14 protein-coding genes and 2 pseudogenes are annotated in these 16,858 nt (G+C 66.7%); 7 read left to right on the top strand and 9 right to left on the bottom strand.

The features are described 5' to 3' along the window. The first annotated feature begins 207 nt into the window (after positions 1–207). Complete coding sequence (locus tag LTH96_RS00525; protein WP_241463666.1) at positions 208–1,503, top strand: aspartate aminotransferase family protein; 1,296 nt, start codon at positions 208–210, stop codon at positions 1,501–1,503. Between the two features lie 30 nt (positions 1,504–1,533). Here LTH96_RS00525 and LTH96_RS00520 read toward each other — a convergent pair whose 3' ends face one another. After that, positions 1,534–2,325, bottom strand: a complete 792-nt coding sequence (locus LTH96_RS00520; RefSeq protein WP_241463665.1) for an SGNH/GDSL hydrolase family protein — start codon at positions 2,323–2,325, stop codon at positions 1,534–1,536. A gap of 129 nt (positions 2,326–2,454) precedes the next feature. Continuing rightward, a complete protein-coding gene (locus LTH96_RS00515; protein ID WP_241463664.1) occupies positions 2,455–3,603 on the bottom strand; it encodes a glutathione S-transferase family protein in 1,149 nt (382 codons plus the stop codon). Between the two features lie 38 nt (positions 3,604–3,641). Between LTH96_RS00515 and LTH96_RS00510 the strand changes: the two genes are divergently transcribed. Continuing rightward, positions 3,642–4,451 (top strand): MBL fold metallo-hydrolase, encoded by an 810-nt coding sequence (locus tag LTH96_RS00510; protein WP_241463663.1) that lies wholly within the window; start codon positions 3,642–3,644, stop codon positions 4,449–4,451. A 3-nt stretch (positions 4,452–4,454) separates the two neighbouring features. Here the strand turns inward: LTH96_RS00510 and LTH96_RS00505 are convergent, their stop codons facing one another. Beyond that, positions 4,455–4,862: a hypothetical protein gene (locus tag LTH96_RS00505; protein WP_241463662.1), complete on the bottom strand. Its 408-nt coding sequence runs from the start codon at positions 4,860–4,862 to the stop codon at positions 4,455–4,457. Positions 4,863–4,956: 94 nt separating this feature from the next. On the opposite strand from LTH96_RS00505, the gene LTH96_RS00500 reads away from it, so the two are divergent. Continuing rightward, positions 4,957–5,940 carry an SDR family oxidoreductase gene (locus LTH96_RS00500; RefSeq protein ID WP_241463661.1) on the top strand — a complete coding sequence of 328 codons (984 nt, stop codon included), beginning with the start codon at positions 4,957–4,959 and terminating at the stop codon, positions 5,938–5,940. A gap of 76 nt (positions 5,941–6,016) precedes the next feature. On the opposite strand, the gene LTH96_RS00495 is transcribed toward LTH96_RS00500, so the two are convergent. Continuing rightward, positions 6,017–7,627: a mechanosensitive ion channel domain-containing protein gene (locus LTH96_RS00495; RefSeq protein WP_241463660.1), complete on the bottom strand. Its 1,611-nt coding sequence runs from the start codon at positions 7,625–7,627 to the stop codon at positions 6,017–6,019. A gap of 188 nt (positions 7,628–7,815) precedes the next feature. On the opposite strand from LTH96_RS00495, the gene hisD reads away from it, so the two are divergent. After that, positions 7,816–9,123 (top strand): histidinol dehydrogenase, encoded by a 1,308-nt coding sequence (gene hisD / locus LTH96_RS00490; protein WP_241463659.1) that lies wholly within the window; start codon positions 7,816–7,818, stop codon positions 9,121–9,123. 195 nt (positions 9,124–9,318) lie between these two features. Here the strand turns inward: hisD and LTH96_RS00485 are convergent, their stop codons facing one another. From LTH96_RS00485 to LTH96_RS13115, 3 genes and pseudogenes are all read right to left on the bottom strand, one after another. Next, positions 9,319–10,692, bottom strand: a complete 1,374-nt coding sequence (locus LTH96_RS00485) for an SH3 domain-containing protein (RefSeq protein ID WP_241463658.1) — start codon at positions 10,690–10,692, stop codon at positions 9,319–9,321. Between the two features lie 177 nt (positions 10,693–10,869). Beyond that, positions 10,870–11,187: pseudogene (locus LTH96_RS13120) on the bottom strand (SH3 domain-containing protein); the annotation flags it as partial. Positions 11,188–11,422: 235 nt separating this feature from the next. Beyond that, a pseudogene (locus LTH96_RS13115) lies at positions 11,423–12,247 on the bottom strand (peptidoglycan DD-metalloendopeptidase family protein); the annotation flags it as partial. Between the two features lie 1,033 nt (positions 12,248–13,280). On the opposite strand from LTH96_RS13115, the gene LTH96_RS00475 reads away from it, so the two are divergent. From LTH96_RS00475 to LTH96_RS00465, 3 genes are all read left to right on the top strand, one after another. Further along, a complete protein-coding gene (locus tag LTH96_RS00475) occupies positions 13,281–13,760 on the top strand; it encodes a hypothetical protein (RefSeq protein ID WP_241463656.1) in 480 nt (159 codons plus the stop codon). Positions 13,761–13,967: 207 nt separating this feature from the next. Further along, positions 13,968–14,363, top strand: a complete 396-nt coding sequence (locus LTH96_RS00470) for an RNA-binding S4 domain-containing protein (protein WP_241463655.1) — start codon at positions 13,968–13,970, stop codon at positions 14,361–14,363. Positions 14,364–14,418: 55 nt separating this feature from the next. Further along, entirely contained in the window at positions 14,419–14,790 is a 372-nt protein-coding gene (locus LTH96_RS00465) for a non-heme iron oxygenase ferredoxin subunit (RefSeq protein ID WP_241463654.1), read from the top strand. 371 nt (positions 14,791–15,161) lie between these two features. Here LTH96_RS00465 and LTH96_RS00460 read toward each other — a convergent pair whose 3' ends face one another. Continuing rightward, positions 15,162–15,938, bottom strand: coding sequence for a hypothetical protein (locus LTH96_RS00460; RefSeq protein ID WP_241463653.1), 777 nt, complete (start codon positions 15,936–15,938; stop codon positions 15,162–15,164). Continuing rightward, positions 15,935–16,852, bottom strand: a complete 918-nt coding sequence (locus LTH96_RS00455; protein ID WP_241463652.1) for an ATP-binding cassette domain-containing protein — start codon at positions 16,850–16,852, stop codon at positions 15,935–15,937. The genes LTH96_RS00460 and LTH96_RS00455 overlap by 4 nt, the downstream gene beginning before the upstream one ends. Between the last annotated feature and the right edge of the window lie 6 nt (positions 16,853–16,858).

Here is a 16,858-nt window from a genome sequence, read left to right as displayed (position 1 = left end):
ACGTGGGCCTTCGCAGGCCAGCCTACGCCGCCGGCGGCACGCGGTCATGCGTTCTGGCTGTACACCGCTGCCATGTGTCGCACCGGGCGGACCACCGGTCCCGCGCCACGGCGCGCCACGGCCTGCGACGTCATATCTGGCAATGCGCCTCGATGACCGTTAGCCTGAGCTGCAAGAAGATTGTCAACAATCCGAAAGGTGTTCTCGATGGCGACGCTGTCTCCCCAGTTGAAGCAGGCGACTCCCGTGGTGGCGACCCGGGGTGAGGGCGTGTGGCTCTACGACGAGGCGGGCCAGCCGCATCTGGACTTCACCGCCGGCATCGGGGTCACCAGCACCGGGCACTGCCATCCGCATGTGGTCGCTGCCGCGCAGGCGCAGGTGGGGAGCCTGATCCACGGCCAATACACCACGATCATGCACCAGCCGCTGTTGACTCTCACCGAGCGGCTCTCCGAGGTGCTCCCGGAAGGTCTGGACTCGGTCTTCTTCTCCAACTCGGGATCCGAGGCGGCTGAGGCGGCGCTGCGTCTGGCGCGCCAGGCCACCGGACGGCCGAACATCGTGGTGTTCCAGGGCGGCTTCCACGGACGCACCGTGGCGGCGGCCTCGATGACCACCTCCGGCACGAAGTTCCGGGCAGGGTTCAGCCCGTTGATGTCCGGCGTCGTCGTCGCGCCGTTCCCCAATCCCAGCCACTACCGCAAGTACGGCTGGGACCAGGAGCAGGCCACTGACTTCGCGCTCGATGAGCTGGACCTGCTGCTTCAGACACAGTCCAACCCGGCAGACACCGCGGCGTTCCTGGTCGAGCCGGTGCTGGGTGAGGGCGGCTATGTGCCGGGCAATGAGCGGTTCTTCGCGGGACTTCGCGAACGTGCCGATCGGCACGGAATCCTGGTGATCATCGACGAGGTGCAGACCGGCTTCGGGCGCACCGGGCGGTTCTGGGGGCACGACCACTTCGCGGCGGAGGGCTCGCCGCGACTGCCGGACATCATGATGTTCGCCAAGGGCATCGCCTCGGGGTTTCCGATCTCCGGGATCGCGGCCTCGGCGGAGCTGATGAGCAAGGCATGGCCGGGCTCCCAGGGCGGGACCTATGGCGCGAACGCAGTGGCCTGCGCGGCGGCTGTGGCCACGCTGGAGGTCATCGCACAGGAGGGCCTGGTGGAGAACAGCGCGGCGCGCGGCGAGCAGCTGCGCGCGGGCCTGCGCGAGATCGCCGCCGAGGCGAACGCCCGGGCCGCAGCGGAGCGCATCGCCGAGGTGCGTGGACTGGGCCTGATGGTGGGCAATGAGTTCCGCGATGCGCACGGCGCCCCGGACCCTGCCACCGCGACGGCGGTGCAGCAGGAGGCCGCCCGTCGTGGGCTGCTGCTGCTGATCTGCGGATCCTGGGGCGAGGTGGTCCGCTTCATCCCGGCGCTGGTGGTCTCGGAATCCGAGGTGGACCAGGCGCTGACGCTGTGGTCGGAGGCCGTGGCCGCCGTCGTCACCTGAGACTCAGGCGCGACGGAGGCGGCCCTCCGGCTACCAGACCCGGGAGGTCAGCTGCGGGTACTTCGGTGACATGTCGTCTCCCGAGGAGGTGCGCGTGACGCGTCGCCTGAGCCAGGGGTAGAGATAGTCCTTGGTCCAGGTCAGCTCGCTGATGACGCGTTGAGGCAGTGAACCGAGAGGCGAGTCGTCGACCTCGGGATCCTCGATCTCGTCCTTCTCGCCGAGGACCTTGAGCACCTCCTTGGCCATCATCATGTGCCCGGCGATGCCCAGGTGCATCCGGTCCTCGTCCCAGTAGCGCCAGTCCTGGAACTGCCGCATGTGCCAGAAGTCGACCAGGTCCAGATCGAGGTCTGCGGCGATCTTGCGCACGTGCTCGTTGTAGATGGCGGTCCGGCCGCGGGTGGCCTTGAACAGAGGTGCCTGGCCGGAGTCGAACCCGGTGAACAGCACCACGCGGGCGCCGCTGGAGATGAGCTTCTCCACACCCCAGCGGTAGCGCTCCATGAGTGCGTCGATGTTGACCGTGGGGCGCAGGATATCATTGCCGCCGGCGTAGACGGTCACCAGGGTGGGGCCCAGACCGATCGCGGGGTCCAGCTGCTCGTCGAGGACCTGCTGGAGCTTCTTGCCGCGCACCGCGAGGTTCGCGTAGCCCCAGGAGGAGTCGTTGGAGATCAGCTGGCCGGCGACCCGGTCGGCCCAGCCGCGCACCCCGTTGGGGCTGGACGGATCGATGTCCGCCACACCCTCGCTGAACGAGTCCCCCAGGGCGACGAAGCGTTTCTGAAATGGACCGTCGAGTTGATCTGATGCGGACATTGAGCCCTCCCGTTCGCATGCGGCTGGCGTACTCTCTGCAGCAACCCTACCGGTGGGCTGGCCAGGACTGAACCTGGCGGGGTCGACGCCACCAGGTGGGACGACGACCTCCAGATGGGCGTCAACCGATCAGCGGTAGAGCGGGTTGGCCCCGCCTGGCTGCTCCGAGGCGGCCACCGGACCCGGAGCCGTACCGGTGCCGAAGGGTGAACCGCCGAGGGCCTCGCGACCGTGCTCGCCCAGCCAGTTCCCCAGGTCCGGTCCGACCGGGACGATCTGGGTCGGGTTGAGGTCCTCGTGGACCTCGTAGTAGTGCCGCTTGATCTGGTCGAAGTCCACCGTGTCCCCGAAGCCCGGAGTCTGGAACAGGTCTCGGGCGTAGGCCCAGAGGTTCGGCATCTCGGTGAGCTTGTTCCGGTTGCACTTGAAGTGCCCGTGATACACCGGGTCGAAGCGGACCAGTGTGGTGAACAGTCGCACATCGGCCTCGGTGATGTGCTCGCCCATCAGATAGCGGCGTTCGGACAGGTGGGACTCGAGCCAGTCCAGTGCGGTGAAGAGCCGATCGTAGGCGTCCTGGTAGGCGCTCTGTGAGCCGGCGAAGCCTGCGCGGTAGACGCCGTTGTTGACCTCGGTGAAGATCCGCTTGATCATCGGCAGCATCTCGTCGAGCTTGTCCTCCGGGAGCAGGTCCGGGGCGCCGGTGCGGTGGTGCTCTCGCCACTGCGTGGAGAGGTCGAAGGTCAGCTGCGGATAGTTGTTGGTGACCACCCCTCCGGTGGGGACATCGACCAGCGCCGGGACGGTGATCCCGCGCGGGTAGTCGGGGAAGCGGGCGAAGTAGTTCTCCTGCAGCCGCTCGGTGCCGAGCACCGGGTCCACCCCGCCCTCGTCGAGGTCGAAGGTCCAGGAGCGCGCGTCATGGGTGGGTCCGGGGGCGCCCAGCGAGATCGCGTCCTCCAGGCCCAGCAGCCGGCGGATGATGATGGAGCGGTGGGCCCAGGGGCAGGCGCGGGCGGCCACGAGCCGGTAGCGGCCCGGTTCGACCGGCCAGGCCTGTCCGCCCTCGGTGAGTCCTGCCAGGCGCGGATCTCCGATGGAGGATGACTCTTCCTGCGGCGCTGACTGGGCGGCCTGCGGATCGGCGACGACACGATCCTCGATGTAGTTGGTGTCGCGGGTGAACTCTCCCCCGGTCACATACGCACCCTTGGTGGAGTGCTCGGTGCCTGCCGTCTTCTGCGGCTCGTGCTGGTGGGATTCGCTGTTCTGGGCCATGGGCTCAGCCTACGCGTCGGCATCGGTAGGCTGAGATCATGTCTCAGGCCAGCCCGGTGCAGCGGATCACCTGCGAGAACCCCTCCCCGATGACGCTGCAGGGGACCAACACCTATGTCCTGGGCGCCGATCTGGCGCAACAGGTGGTGATCATCGATCCCGGGCCGGCCGGTCACCCGGAGCATCTGGCGCAGGTGCGCGCCGTCGTCGGCCCTCGCCGGGTCGCACAGATCCTGGTCACACACCGTCATGCTGACCACACCGGGGCTGCCGCGAGCTTCAGCGAAGCCTTCGCGGCGCCGGTGCGCGGCCACAGCCGGGAGCAGTGCATCGGGCTTCCCGACCAGCCAGCCGCGGCGCTGACCGACGGCGAGATCATCGAGCTGGGCGGTCTGCGGCTGAGCGTGCTGCACACCCCGGGGCACACCTCGGATTCGGTCTGCTTCTGGCTGCATGGAGACGCCGATCGCCATGAACAGGCGATGTTCACCGGAGACACCATTCTGGGTGAGGGCACGACGATGCTCGATCACCCCGACGGGACGCTCACCGACTATCTGCAGAGTCTGAGAAGGCTCAGCGAGCACGCCCGGGCCAGGCTGCTTCCGGCTCATGGTCCGGCTCAGCCCAGTGTGGCCGAGGCGGCTCGGCGCTATCTGGCCCACCGGATCGAGCGCCTGGAGCAGGTCCGTGAGCTGCTGCGCACCGCCGAGAATGACGGAACCTCGCTGGATGCGGCGACCCTGGGAAAGCTGATCTACGGTGAACGCGCCGGGCTTCCGGCCGGGATCACGACCAAGATCGCGGCGGCTCAGCTGCAGCATCTGCAACACCTGGGCGAACGCTGAACGCTAGAACGGCCGCGTCATGTGGTCCGCCTCGGTCCAGCGGATCGACTCCACCGTGATGCCCTCGGCATTGAGATGATCCAGCAGCGCCGAAGCCGCGGAGTTCAACCGGTCGAAGGCGTCGTTCCCGGTGCCGGTCGCCGCCCCTGCGGCGTAGAAGCTCAGCTTCAGCCCGCGGCGGCCCCGCTGGTCGTGGAACTCTCTCTTGGCGACAGAGAGCTGGCCGTCGGTGACTCCCACCAGGGGGCCCTCCTCGACGTCGGCACGGAAGGGGTCCATGAACCCGGTGAGCTCCTCCACCGCGTCGTCCACAGCTATCAGGTCCTCGGCAATGACCTCGGCATGGAGCACCGCCCACTCTTCGACCGCCAAGGGACGCCGCCCCCATGCGGCCCGTTTCTTCCAGCGCAATGATCCTCCTGTTGTGTTCCTGCGGAGGCCAGACGGAGCACGCCGCGTGCAATGCTGACCGCTCCGCACATCTCTGCACTCTAGGATAGCGAGCATGAGCAACCATACGGCCGTCATCACCGGTTCCACCGCCGGCCTCGGCGCAGCGTTCGCGCGCCAGCTGGCTGCACAGGGCTACAACCTCGTCCTGGTCGCCCGCGACGGGAAGCGCCTGCGGATGCAGGCCGAGTCCATGTCCTCCCAATACGGGGTGAGGACCTCGGTCATCGTCGCGGACCTGGTGACCGACGACGGCGTGGCGGCGGTCCAGGAGCGGCTCGCCGACCGAACGAATCCGGTGCACCTGCTGGTGAACAACGCCGGGCACGGGCTGGCCACAGACTTCATCGACTCGGACCTCGACGACGAGCGCAAGCTGCTGCGCCTGCATGTACAGACCACCATGGAGCTCTCCCACACTGCGGCCAACGCGATGGTGCGTCGCCGCGGCGGGCGGATCATCAATGTGGCCTCGACGGCCGGATACATCTCCACCGGGACCTACTCCGCGGCGAAGTCCTGGGTGATCAACTTCTCCAAGGGGCTGCATTCGCAGCTGCGCTCGCGCGGGGTGACCGTGACCGCTCTCGTGCCCGGCCTGGTGCGCACCGAGTTCCACCAGCGTTCTGGGATCAAGATCAAGTCCGTCAAGCGCTGGATGTGGCTGGACGCCGACGACGTCGTCCGCCAGGCGCTGACTGCCAATGCCCAGGGCGCCTCGACCTGCGTGCCGGCGCGCAGCTACCAGATGCTCACCGCCGGACTGCGCTTCATGCCCGACTCGGTGGTGCAGTGGGCCGTGGACAAGCGCACCGGGTCTCCTGAAAACGGTGAGGACTCAGAGGGCGAGACCGCAGGGGCGAGCGACTCCCGCGCTGCGAATCGCGACTCCTCGGTGAGTGCGGAGTACGGGACCGGTGACGGCACCGCGGAGCCGACCACCGACGCGATCAAGACCGTCAACGCCTATAAGTCGGCGAAGGCCAAGAGCTCCGCCAAGGGCAGCGCCAACCGAGAGTCCCAGCCGCCGAAGGAGTGAGCAGGACCGACCTGCGGTCGGAGCCTCAACCCGGCGGCGTCCTCAGCGCTGACGGGAGCTCAGCGCGATCGGGAGCTCAGCGCGATGAACCAGGCCGAGGCGGCGCCTCGCCCGGACGCCGTGTCGCCGCAGCACCGAAGGCCTCCTCCTCCGCATCCTCGACCTCCTCGTTCGCCGACACCTTCCGCGTCCCCGAAACGTCCCGTTCCTGCGGCGCATCAGTCTTCAGCGGGGTGACCGCCGGCGTGGGCGCGGCATCCTCGGGATAGGCGGTGCCGTCGGCGTCGAGCTCATGGCCGTCCTGGCGCTCTTCCTGCCGTTCAAGCCGCTCGCGGTAGGCCTCGGCTCCGGGGCCGGAGAACTCTCGGTTACGCTGCACGGCGGCGATCGAGCCGGTGAAGACCGAAGCCCCCTCCCCCGCCTGGGTCACCGGCTGAGAATCTGCGCCGGGATCGACGACGCCGACCTGCCCGGTGCGCACCGGCGCGGGAGCCTTCGCCAGCGCCTCCTCATTGGTCAGCAGCATCCGCTGGGTGAACACCGCATAGGGGTGCTCGGCGCGCAGGTAGTTCACCAGATCCTCACGGATCAGGCAGCGCAGGTCCCAGAGCTCCCCGGAGTTCCGCGCGGAGACCACGACCCTTGCCTTGATCATGCCGCCCACGGCGTCGGTGACCTGCAGCGAGTAGTCCCTGCCGTCCCAGAGGTCGGCAGAATCGAGCAGCCGCTTCAGCCGGGCCCGCAGCGGATCCATCGGGACGCGCCAGTCGACGTCGAGCTCCACGGTGCCCAGGATGTCGGTGCCCACCCGGGTCCAGTTCTCGAAGGGGGTGGCCACGAAGTAGCTGGAGGGATAGATGAACCTGCGCTCGTCCCAGGACTTGATGACCACGGCGGTGAGCGTGATGTCCTCCACTGTGCCGAAGTTGCCCTCGACCACGACGACGTCTCCTGCGCGGATCGAATCGGTGAAGGCCAGCTGGATGCCGGCGAAGACGTTGGTGAGCACCGACTGCATCGCCAGGCCGACCACCACCGAGGCCACGCCGGCGGAGGCGAGCAGGCCGGCGCCGAGTGCGCGCACCTGCGGGATCATCAACAGGATCGCCGCCACCGCCACGGTGATGATGACCGCGGTGAGGATCCGCCGGATCAGGGAGACCTGGGTGGCCAGACGGCGGCCGCGCCGGTCCTCCACATCCAGCTCCCCCTCGGAGTGACCGATGTATTTCGAATAGATCATCGCCTCGGCGATCCGTACGATCCGCAGCGCCCACCAGGCGATCCCGATCACCACGGCGACCAGCAGCACGAAGGAGACCGGCAGGAACCACTCGGCGGCGCGCAGCGTGATGTTCAGCGTGAACCAGGTTCCGATCAGCACCAGGGTGACGAACAGCGGGGTCCTGGTCCGGTTCACCGCATGCTTGACCCCATCGTTGTGCCGGAAGATCTGCTTCAGCAGCATCGAGGACATCACGGTGACCACCAGGGCGATCACCACCGCGATGATCAGGCCGGTGATGATGCCGAAGAACGGGCCCTGTTCGGCAATCAGGGTTTCGAGTCCCTCAGGGACGCTCTCCTCGACGATGTCACCGACCCCTTCGGTGGGCGCCGTCTCCTCGGGAGCGAGATCGGCGGTCTGCGGCACAGCGGGCGCCAGGAAGCTCGACGAGAAATCCATCCGGGAAAAGACCATGGCCAGCATCATGCCACGCCGTTCTGGACGGGCACTGAAGCACCGCGGGGCGTCCGGTGTGTGGGCTCTCACGTCACGAAGTGGGCGCAAGGCTGCCGCAATGGAGACAATAGAGGGGTGTTCACCCTCGATCCAGCGGGCGAGCACCCGATCGCCTCACCCCTAGGAGACCCATGCTGACCCTCAAGGATCTGCGCGGCAGCGCGATCGACGCCGCCTCCGTGCTTCCGCGCGCCTCCCAGGACATCTCGACCACCATCGAGGCCGTGGCCCCGATCCTGGAGAATGTGCGGCTGAAAGGTGTCTCCGCACTGCTGGACTACTCAGAGAAGTTCGACGGCGTCCGGCCGCCCTCGCTGCGGGTTCCGGCGGAGAAGCTCCGCGAGGCCGCCGAGGAGCTTCAGCCTGAGGTTCGTGCGGCGCTCGAGGAGCTGATCCTCCGAGCCAGGCAGGTGCACGAGGCCCAGCTGCCGGAGGCCTCGGAGGTCTCTCCCGGCCCCGGCGCCCGGGTGATCAACCGCTGGGCCCCGATCCGACGGGTGGGCCTGTATGTGCCCGGCGGTCAGGCGGTCTACCCCTCCTCAGTGGTGATGAACGTCGTTCCGGCGCAGGTGGCCGGGGTGCGATCGCTGGCGATCGCGTCACCCCCGCAGGCGGACTTCGGGGGCCTTCCCCACCCGACTGTCCTCGGTGCGGCGCACCTGCTCGGGATCGAAGAGGTCTACGCGGTCGGCGGCGCCCAGGCCGTGGCGATGTTCGCCTATGGGGCCCGGGACGAGCAGGGCCAGCAGGCCTGCCCTCCGGTCTCGCTGATCACCGGACCCGGGAACATCTTCGTGGCCACGGCCAAGCGCGCGGTCCAGGGGGTGGTGGGCATCGATTCAGAGGCCGGCCCCACCGAGATCATGGTGCTCGCCGATGAGACCGCGCCGGCGGATCTGATCGCGGCGGATCTGATCTCCCAGGCGGAGCATGATGCGCTGGCCGCCGCGGTGCTGGTGACGCCCTCGATGCCCCTCGCCGAGGCTGTGGGAGCCCAGGTCGAGCTGCAGGCGCGCAGCACCCGGCACGCGGATCGGGTCAAGCAGGCGCTCAGCGGCACCCAGTCTGCGGTGCTCGTGGTCGACACGATGGAGCAGGGCGTGGAGATCGCCAACGCATACGGCGCGGAGCACCTCGAGGTGATGACCAGCGATGATGCCGGAATCGTGGAGCAGATCCACAATGCCGGAGCGGTGTTCGTCGGCGCCCACACCCCGGTGTCACTTGGTGACTACTGCGCCGGATCGAACCATGTGCTTCCCACCGGAGGCGCCTCGGCGTACTCCTCCGGGTTGAACGTCTCCAGCTTCCTGCGCTCCCAGCAGGTCATCCAGTACGACCGGGAGGGGCTGCGCGCGGTGGCGGGTCACGTCTCGGCATTGGCCCAGGCCGAAGGGCTGCCGGCCCACGGCGACGCCGTCCAGGCCCGGTTCCGCTGACCCGCTGACCCGCCGCCGGCAGCCTTACCCACGACGACGACGGACGCGACTCTCCCGCGAATGAGGGAGTCGAGCCCGCCGTCGTCGTCCTGATGCGTCATGGTCCTCAACACGGCAGCTCGGGGAGCGGCACCACTGGTGGTGCCACTCCCCGAGCTGCCGTGTTGAGTTCTCTACCAGCTCTGAGCGGAAGGCTCAGGCCTGGGAGATGTAGCTGGTGTTGACCCAGCCGGTGTAGCTGTCCCCGCCGACCTTGTGCTGGACCTTGAGCCAGGACCCCTCGCGCTGAAGCTGCTTGAGCTCCGTGCCGCGCGGGACCTGCACGAGCTTGTCGCTGGATGTGGAGGCCTCTTCGCGCAGCGGCACGCTGTAGCTCGCAGTCCAGGTCCCTGCGGCCGAGACCGAGGAGACGGTCTTCGCGCTGGGGTGGACCTTGTAATAGTCGTCCCCGTAGCCGCCCGGGTCACCCTTGAGGCCCAGCTGGGAGGTGCAGTGCGGCCAAGCGTTCCATCCCTGCTTCTTCCAGAGCATGTAGGCCCGCTTGATCTGCTCCTCCTTGCTGGCCTGGTGCGGGAAGCCTGTGCCGCCGACTGCCTTCCAGGACTGCACACCGAACTGGACTCCGCCGTAGTAGCCGTTGCCGCTGTCGATCTTCCAGTCCCCCGTGGACTCACACTGGGCCAGCTTGTCCCAGACCGAGCTGTAGGGTCCATGCTTGCTCTTGGCGTGCATGGTGGAGCTCAAGCCGGCAGAGGTTCCCCCGGTGGAGCCCGTGTTCGAGCTGCCTGATGTGCCCGAGCTGCTCGTGCCGGTCGTGGTGGGAGCCGTGCTCGAGAGGAAGTCAGTCGACATCCACCCGGTGTCCCCGTTGACCTTGATCTCCTGCCAGCCGGTGGTCTTCTTCTCCAGCAGCTCGACCTTGGTCCCGGTCGGCACGGAGTACATCACGCTGTTGTTGACGCTGGGGCCCATCCGGACGTTGACTCTGCCCGTGGTGTAGGAGATGCCGACGACTTTGCTGGTGCTGTTCGTGGAGTTGGCCCGAGGGGCCTGCGTCGTGGAGCCCGTGGAGCCCTGCGAACCTGAACTCGTGGCGGAGCCTGTCCTGCCAGCGTTGAGGAAGTCCTCGTGCGCCCACACCGTCGTGCCGATGTAGGTGAATCGCACCCAGTCGCCGGAGCGTCCGGTGATCTCGATCTGCTCGCCGGGGAGCAGCGTGACCACTACGCGGTTGGTCGTGCCGGGGCCGCTGCGTGCGTTCAGGTAGACCCCGCTCTTGACGTGGTACGTCCCGCTCGCCGAAGTGGTCGAGGTGGACGAGCCCGTGCTAGAGGTGGAGCCGGTGTTCGAGGTGGAGCCGGTACCGGATGAGGTCCCGGTGCTGGGGCTGCTCGGGGTCGACGCTGAGACCTCGGTCAGGTAGCCCGAGTGGACCCAGAGGGTGCGGGAGCCGTCCTGGTAGCTGACCCACTCACCATTCTTGCCGGTGATCGAGATCCTCGTCCCCGCGGGGAGAACCTTCGCGCTGGAGCTGGTGGCGCTGGCGCCGGTCCGAGCGTTGAGGCTCACACCGCTCTTGACCATGTAGCTGCCGCTCGCAGTCACGGGCGTTGAGCTGGAGGACTCTGGGCCGCCGGAGATGGTTTCGGAGCCTGACCCGGAGCCGGTATGGACATCGACCTTGTCCACGTAATTCTGGAACACCCAGAGGTTGCGCGAACCATCCTTGAACCGAAGCCAGGAGCCCTTCTTTCCATTGACCGTCACCGTGGTGCCCGGCGCGAGAGTCTTCGCGATCGCGTTCGAGGTGCCCGGCGCGACGCGCACGTTCAGCGGCCCCCCGGACTTGACCGTGTAGCTGCCGCTGGCCGACGCGACGCCCGAGACGGTAGGACTTGCCGGAGCAGGCGCGGTGACCTTGTCCACGTAATTCTGGAACACCCAGAGGTTGCGCGAACCATCCTTGAACCGAAGCCAGGAGCCCTTCTTTCCATTGACCGTCACCGTGGTGCCCGGCGCGAGAGTCTTCGCGATCGCGTTCGAGGTGCCCGGCGCGACGCGCACGTTCAGCGGCCCCCCGGACTTGACCGTGTAGCTGCCGCTGGCCGACGCGACGCCCGAGACGGTAGGACTTGCCGGAGCAGGCGCGGTGACCCGCGATCGCGTTCGAGGTGCCCGGCGCGACGCGCACGTTCAGCGGCCCCCCGGACTTGACCGTGTAGCTGCCGCTGGCCGACGCGACGCCCGAGACGGTAGGACTTGCCGGAGCAGGCGCGGTGACCCTCGTCAGAAAGTCACTGTGCGACCAGACGGACTGACCGTTTCGGCTGAACTTCATCCAGCCGCCGTGGGTTGCGGTGACGGTCACCGTGGTGCCCGAGGTGAGCCCCTGGAGAACCGCGTAGTTGGTACCGGGACCGCTGCGGCCATTCAGCGCCGCGGTGGTCCGGTACTGGGTGGGCGTGATCGAGGTGCCCTGGGGGACGTTGGCCACAGGCACAGTGCCGCCTCCGGCCGGGCGGGAGGGCGTCAGTGAAGAGTGCGCCACCCAGCCGATACGACCGTTTGCGTTCACCCGCACCATGCCGTTGCTGGTGTCACCCGGGGCTGCGGTCAGCGTGGCGCCCGCTCCGAGCTGCATGATGACGGAACCGGTGCTGCTCGCGGTGGCGCGCAGCGGAGTTGAGTTCACGGTCCAGTAGTTGCAGGCAGAAGGGTTGGTGATGTTCATCACGAATGAGGCGGAGGCGCGCAGGTCGACACCACGCTGTGCGAGCCAGGTCGTCGGATTGTGCGAGGTGCCGTGCATCCAGGCACCCTCCCAGATCTCCAGGTGCAGGTGAGGCCCGGTGGATGCACCCGAGCTTCCCACCCGCGAGATGGTCTGGCCCGCCTGCACCGTCTGCCCGACGCGGACATGGGTGTGCGCATCCCACATGTGGAGGTAGGCGCTGTGGAAGGTCCTGCCGTTGATCTGGTGCTGCACGACGACGAAGCCGGTGTTGTACCGGTTGCCGCTGAAGGCGCGCACCACGGTGCCTGCGGCCACGGAGTAGATCGGGCTGCCGTCGGCGGCACCGAGGTCCTGTCCCAAGTGGGCGGTGGAGGCACCCTGGGTCGGCATACAGCGCGAGCCGTACGGGGAGGTGTAGGTATAGGAGCGCTGGGCCAGCGGGAACCGGAACTGGGTGGCGTTCTGCGAGGCAGAGACGTCCACACTGCTCAGTCCGGAGAGATTCGTCGCTGGGGCTTCCACCCCCGCGGTGGGCAGCGCGGCCACATTCATAGGCGCGGTGTCCGCGGCGGCGGCATTCGCGGTCAGTGGCATGGTCAGGCCTACGGCCAGGGTGCCGACAACGGCAGATGAGAGTTTCTTCGGCACAGGTGCTTCCTCACTAGTCGTTCAGAACAGAACGGCTCCATGAACGCCCCGCCAGGCACGAAGGTCGACGACTGGGACCCTCGCGCTCATCGGCTGGGAGACCGTCGAGCCCCCTTGCGGGGTGAGTGAGGACCAGCACGCGAAACACGTGCATGCGGAGTATTCATAAGCAGATATGGCGACTGGGGAAGCAGCGAACCGTACTAAGAGATGGGAAACCTACGCGTACAGCAAGCCGAGTCGGGACAACTGTAACCCATGATTAGTTGTCCGCCGCAAGAGTTTTTAAAAAAGCTTCAAGTTCAACTTTAACCACGCCGTGATCATGGAAACGAACAGAACACGACGCGTTGATGAACACGGTGGAGGACGCAAGAGCAGCGTTCGAGTCGACGTCCAGGCGTCCGCGAGCGCCTGGGAATGATTGGAGGGCAGCGCAGCTGGCGAACATCACTACCGCAGGATGCTCGCGTGGCGCTGCACTGCCCTCGCTGGAAAAGTATCCCATTCCAGGAGAGCAGGAACGAGCCAACGCCCGGCGCGGCACGCCATTGTGATGCGTTCGTGACTCACGCCGCGCAGCGCGTGCCACACTGGACCCATGACGCCGCCTCCAGCTTCGAAATCCGCCCCCGTGCAGCGCGCCCAGATGGCCCGCACCAGAGTGCGAGGGATGCTGATACTCGCTTCCATGACGCCGTTCGCACTGTTGGGATGCGCAGCCGAGGAGGAGCCGAGCTCTCCGACGCAGCCGAGCTCGGAGTCGGCACCCCCCGTGGAGGAGTCCGAGGAGCCGCAGCAGACGCCGACCCCGGAACCGGAGGAGCAGCCCGACACCTCACCGGACGACGGCAATTCTGGCGAGATTCCCCAGGGCGAAGGACCGGGAGGCGACCTTCCCGATCCCGATGAGATCGACATCGAAAGAACTGAGGAACTAGGTGCTTATTTCTCTGAAGAAGAGGCTTGCATGTTCATCGGTTCAATGATGGAAGGACTGCAAACTGACATGAATGAAGGGGTTGAAGATCAAGAGGTTCTTGATGAGATCTATTCTGCGGTCGAGCAGAACTATATTCTCGTCCCAGTAGAACTGCGCGAGCCGCTTGAAAACATTCTTGTTCTGGTCGACACCGATGTTGAATCACTCGACGAAGAAGCGGTCCTGGTCGCGGCGGAACCGGTGGACGGATGGCTGACCGTTGAATTCTGTGAAGGCGAATATCACAACCAGACTTCAGGCGGCGACGCCTGAGCCCCAAGAGTTCCAGGCAGCTCACAGGTCACGACCATCGACTGCCCAAGAAGCCTCTCTACTGTAGGAAGTGCCTCTTGAAGGTGCGAGTGATTCAGCAGACCCCGCGTATCGGAATAGTGTTCCCTCACACTCCGGACGCGGGGTCTGCGCATTCGCTGGGACATCTCCGCCGCAGGCGAGACAGCGGTTCTCTAGACTGATTCCATGACAGAGACCGCCCCCACCGGCCCCACCGGCCCGGTCCGCATCGACGCATGGCTCTGGTCGGTCCGGCTCTTCAAGACCCGGTCCGCGGCCACGACCGCCTGCCGCGCCGGGCACGTCACGATCGATGGCAACCCGGCGAAGGCCTCGCTGCGCGTCACTCCCGGCACCCGGATCCACATCCGCCGTCCAGGGCACGAGCTCATCCTCGACGTCGTCCACACCCTGTCGAAGCGAGTCGGCCCCCCGGTGGCCCAGAAGGCCTACCGCGACCACTCGCCTGAGCGGATCAGGCCCCGCGACGTGGGCCTGCCGGTGCGCGAGCGCGGCTCGGGGCGCCCGACGAAACGGGAACGTCGGAAGCTCGAGGAGCTCCGCGGCCAGCTCCCGGGCTGATCGGCTTCTGAAAGAATGCAGGCTGCACATACTCACCGCTAGAGAGGCACTACAGATGTCCGCCACCGACGCACTCCCCCCGATCGACCTCGGCCCCGCAAGCCAATACCCAGAAGGTGAGGTCTTCCGAGTCTCAGCAGAGGACTCAGGGTGGAACGACGACATCGCGGTGGTCCACGCCGAGGATGGCGACTTCTACGCCCTGGACGACACCTGCTCCCACGAGGCAGTGTCTCTCTCCGATGGCTATGTCGAGGAAGACACTCTGGAGTGCCCCATGCACGCCTCAGCCTTCTGCCTGCGCACCGGCGTCCCGGAGACGCTGCCAGCGCTGCGCCCGGTGAAGACGCATCAGGTCACGATCGACGGAGATCGACTGGTGCTGCATCCCGGCACACCGCGCCCGAGCGAGGACTCAGCCGCCTGACCGGAGCAGCTGTGAGGCGTCGCAGACTAAGACTCAGGAAGCTCCCAGGAACTGCACGGGGAAACGCCAAGAATGTCGCCTAGAGTCATTATTACCTCATCAAGGTGCGAGTGATTCAGAGCCCCGAGTCAGCCATTTAAAGCGTCCCCTCACGCTGGCCGACTCGGGGCTCTTCTCATGGCCAAGACTGGGGCCACGATTTCCAGTGACTTACCAGCAAACCGCAAGTGCCCGCCCAAGGAGACGTCCTAGGGTAGGACTACCTCATCAAGGTGCGAGTGATTCGGGAGCCCCGGATCGGCCGATACAGCGTCCCCCTCACGCTGGCCGATCTGGGGCTCCCTTCTTCATACCTTGGAGAGGTCCGCCGCTCATGCAGTGGGTACGGCCCGGCGGATCACCAGATAGTTCACCGCAGTCAGGACCAGCGTGAGCAGCAGCACCCATCCGGCGAAGGAGTACGAGCTCTGCACGGCCAGCCAGTCCCCGACATGGGGCCACCACTGGTTCTGCGCGACGACCATGATGGTGACGGCCAGCAGGGCCACGAGACCCAGCGCGATGATCCAGAGCATCGCCAGGCTGACCCGGCGGTAGAGGATCGACCAGAAGAACCCGAACATCATCGCCCACAGGCACACCGCTCCCGCCAGGATCCCGGCCCCCAGGACCCCTGCGTTCTGCGTGACCGCTGGGATGTCGAAGGTGTAGCTCTCGGCCCAGAATCCACCGGTGGCCCGCTCGAGCAGGATGGCGATCGAGAAGAGTGCGCCGAAGCCGGCCGAGACTGTCGCGAAGGCCAAGAAGGCCCCCAGCACGAAGACCCGCCTGCTGTAGCTCAGCGCCATGGAGAAGGGGAACGTGTGAGATGCCGAATAGGCCGCGATGAACGCCAGGCACCAGATGGTGGCCTGCGAGGCGCCGGTGTTGATCGTCGGCCCATCGCCGGAGACATGACGCAGCCAGAGACCGATGCCGATCGCCACGGCCCATGACAGCAGGAACACGCTCAGCGGCACCCAGATCATCTGCGATGGCACGGTGAACTGCAGCTTGAAGGCGGACGGGACGCGGGCGAAGCTCGAACGTGGGGCTTCCTGTTCCCGTGCCGCCGGAACCGCCATTGAGTGAACTGCGACGTTGCTCATCGGGCCACCTCCTGGGATGGATCCATCGTGGTCTGTTTCAACGTGTCTTCGCGTGCGGTGAGCCGCACGATGAGCTGCTGGAGCGAGACTGGGACGACCTCCACGTCGCGCTCCTGAAGCGCCCTGCGTTCAGCCTCATCGAGCGCCCCGAGCACCGTGGTCCGCACGATCCGGCCCATGGCCTCGTGCTGCAGGACCTCGCGGGTGCCGGCGATCTCGGCCACGGCATCTGCACGTCCCACCAGGGTGACGGCACGATCACACAGCTGTTCCACCGGCTCCTGCAGCAGGATGCTTCCCTGGTCGATGACCACCACATTCTCAATCAGGTGTGCGATCTCATCGATCAGGTGCGAAGAGATCACGATGGTTCGCGGGTGCGCAGCGTAGTCCTCGAGCAGCCGGTCGTAGAACAGCTGCCGGGCCACCGCGTCGAGTCCCATGTACGGCTCGTCGAAGAAGGTCACCTCGGCGCGCGAGGCGATCCCGATGATCACGCCCACGGCGGAGCGCTGGCCGCGGGACATCTTCTTGATCCGGGTCTTCTCCGGGACGCGGAACTCGCGGGCAAGCTGGGCCGCCAGTTCCGCGTCCCAGCGAGGGAACGCCTGGGCCGCGGCGTTGAAGGCGTGCTTGGCGAGCGCGTCGTCGACGTAGCGCTGCTCTTCACGGACGAAGCAGATCTTCGGGAGCACCTGCTCGTTCTCATGGGGGCGCATGCCTAGGATCTTCACCTCGCCCGCGGTGGGCCAGTCCTGGGCTGTCGCGATGGACATCAGCGTGGTCTTGCCGGCACCGTTGCGGCCCAGAAGCCCGTGGATGGCGTCCTTTTCAAGTCTCAGCGAAATGTCCTGCAGCGCCGTGGCGCTGCGGTATCGACGCGAGACCCGGATCAGTTCTATGGCGGCGTCCATGACCGC

Origin of the sequence: Nesterenkonia sp. LB17 (assembly GCF_022565915.1) — a bacterium.
Taxonomy (GTDB): Bacteria; Actinomycetota; Actinomycetes; order Actinomycetales; family Micrococcaceae; genus Nesterenkonia.
The sequence above is the reverse complement of the archived record's forward strand: the minus strand, read 5'-3'. Positions and strand labels throughout refer to the sequence as shown.

What these genes read in the sequence shown, in the direction of transcription:
- LTH96_RS00460 (WP_241463653.1), bottom strand. Translation starts at nt 15,938, where the DNA reads ATGAGCAACGTCGCAGTTCACTCAATGGCGGTTCCGGCGGCACGGGAA.
- LTH96_RS00520 (WP_241463665.1), bottom strand. Translation starts at nt 2,325, where the DNA reads ATGTCCGCATCAGATCAACTCGACGGTCCATTTCAGAAACGCTTCGTC.
- LTH96_RS00510 (WP_241463663.1), top strand. Translation starts at nt 3,642, where the DNA reads ATGTCTCAGGCCAGCCCGGTGCAGCGGATCACCTGCGAGAACCCCTCC.
- LTH96_RS00465 (WP_241463654.1), top strand. Translation starts at nt 14,419, where the DNA reads ATGTCCGCCACCGACGCACTCCCCCCGATCGACCTCGGCCCCGCAAGC.
- LTH96_RS00500 (WP_241463661.1), top strand. Translation starts at nt 4,957, where the DNA reads ATGAGCAACCATACGGCCGTCATCACCGGTTCCACCGCCGGCCTCGGC.
- hisD (WP_241463659.1), top strand. Translation starts at nt 7,816, where the DNA reads ATGCTGACCCTCAAGGATCTGCGCGGCAGCGCGATCGACGCCGCCTCC.
- LTH96_RS00515 (WP_241463664.1), bottom strand. Translation starts at nt 3,603, where the DNA reads ATGGCCCAGAACAGCGAATCCCACCAGCACGAGCCGCAGAAGACGGCA.
- LTH96_RS00495 (WP_241463660.1), bottom strand. Translation starts at nt 7,627, where the DNA reads ATGGATTTCTCGTCGAGCTTCCTGGCGCCCGCTGTGCCGCAGACCGCC.
- LTH96_RS00470 (WP_241463655.1), top strand. Translation starts at nt 13,968, where the DNA reads ATGACAGAGACCGCCCCCACCGGCCCCACCGGCCCGGTCCGCATCGAC.
- LTH96_RS00525 (WP_241463666.1), top strand. Translation starts at nt 208, where the DNA reads ATGGCGACGCTGTCTCCCCAGTTGAAGCAGGCGACTCCCGTGGTGGCG.
- LTH96_RS00455 (WP_241463652.1), bottom strand. Translation starts at nt 16,852, where the DNA reads ATGGACGCCGCCATAGAACTGATCCGGGTCTCGCGTCGATACCGCAGC.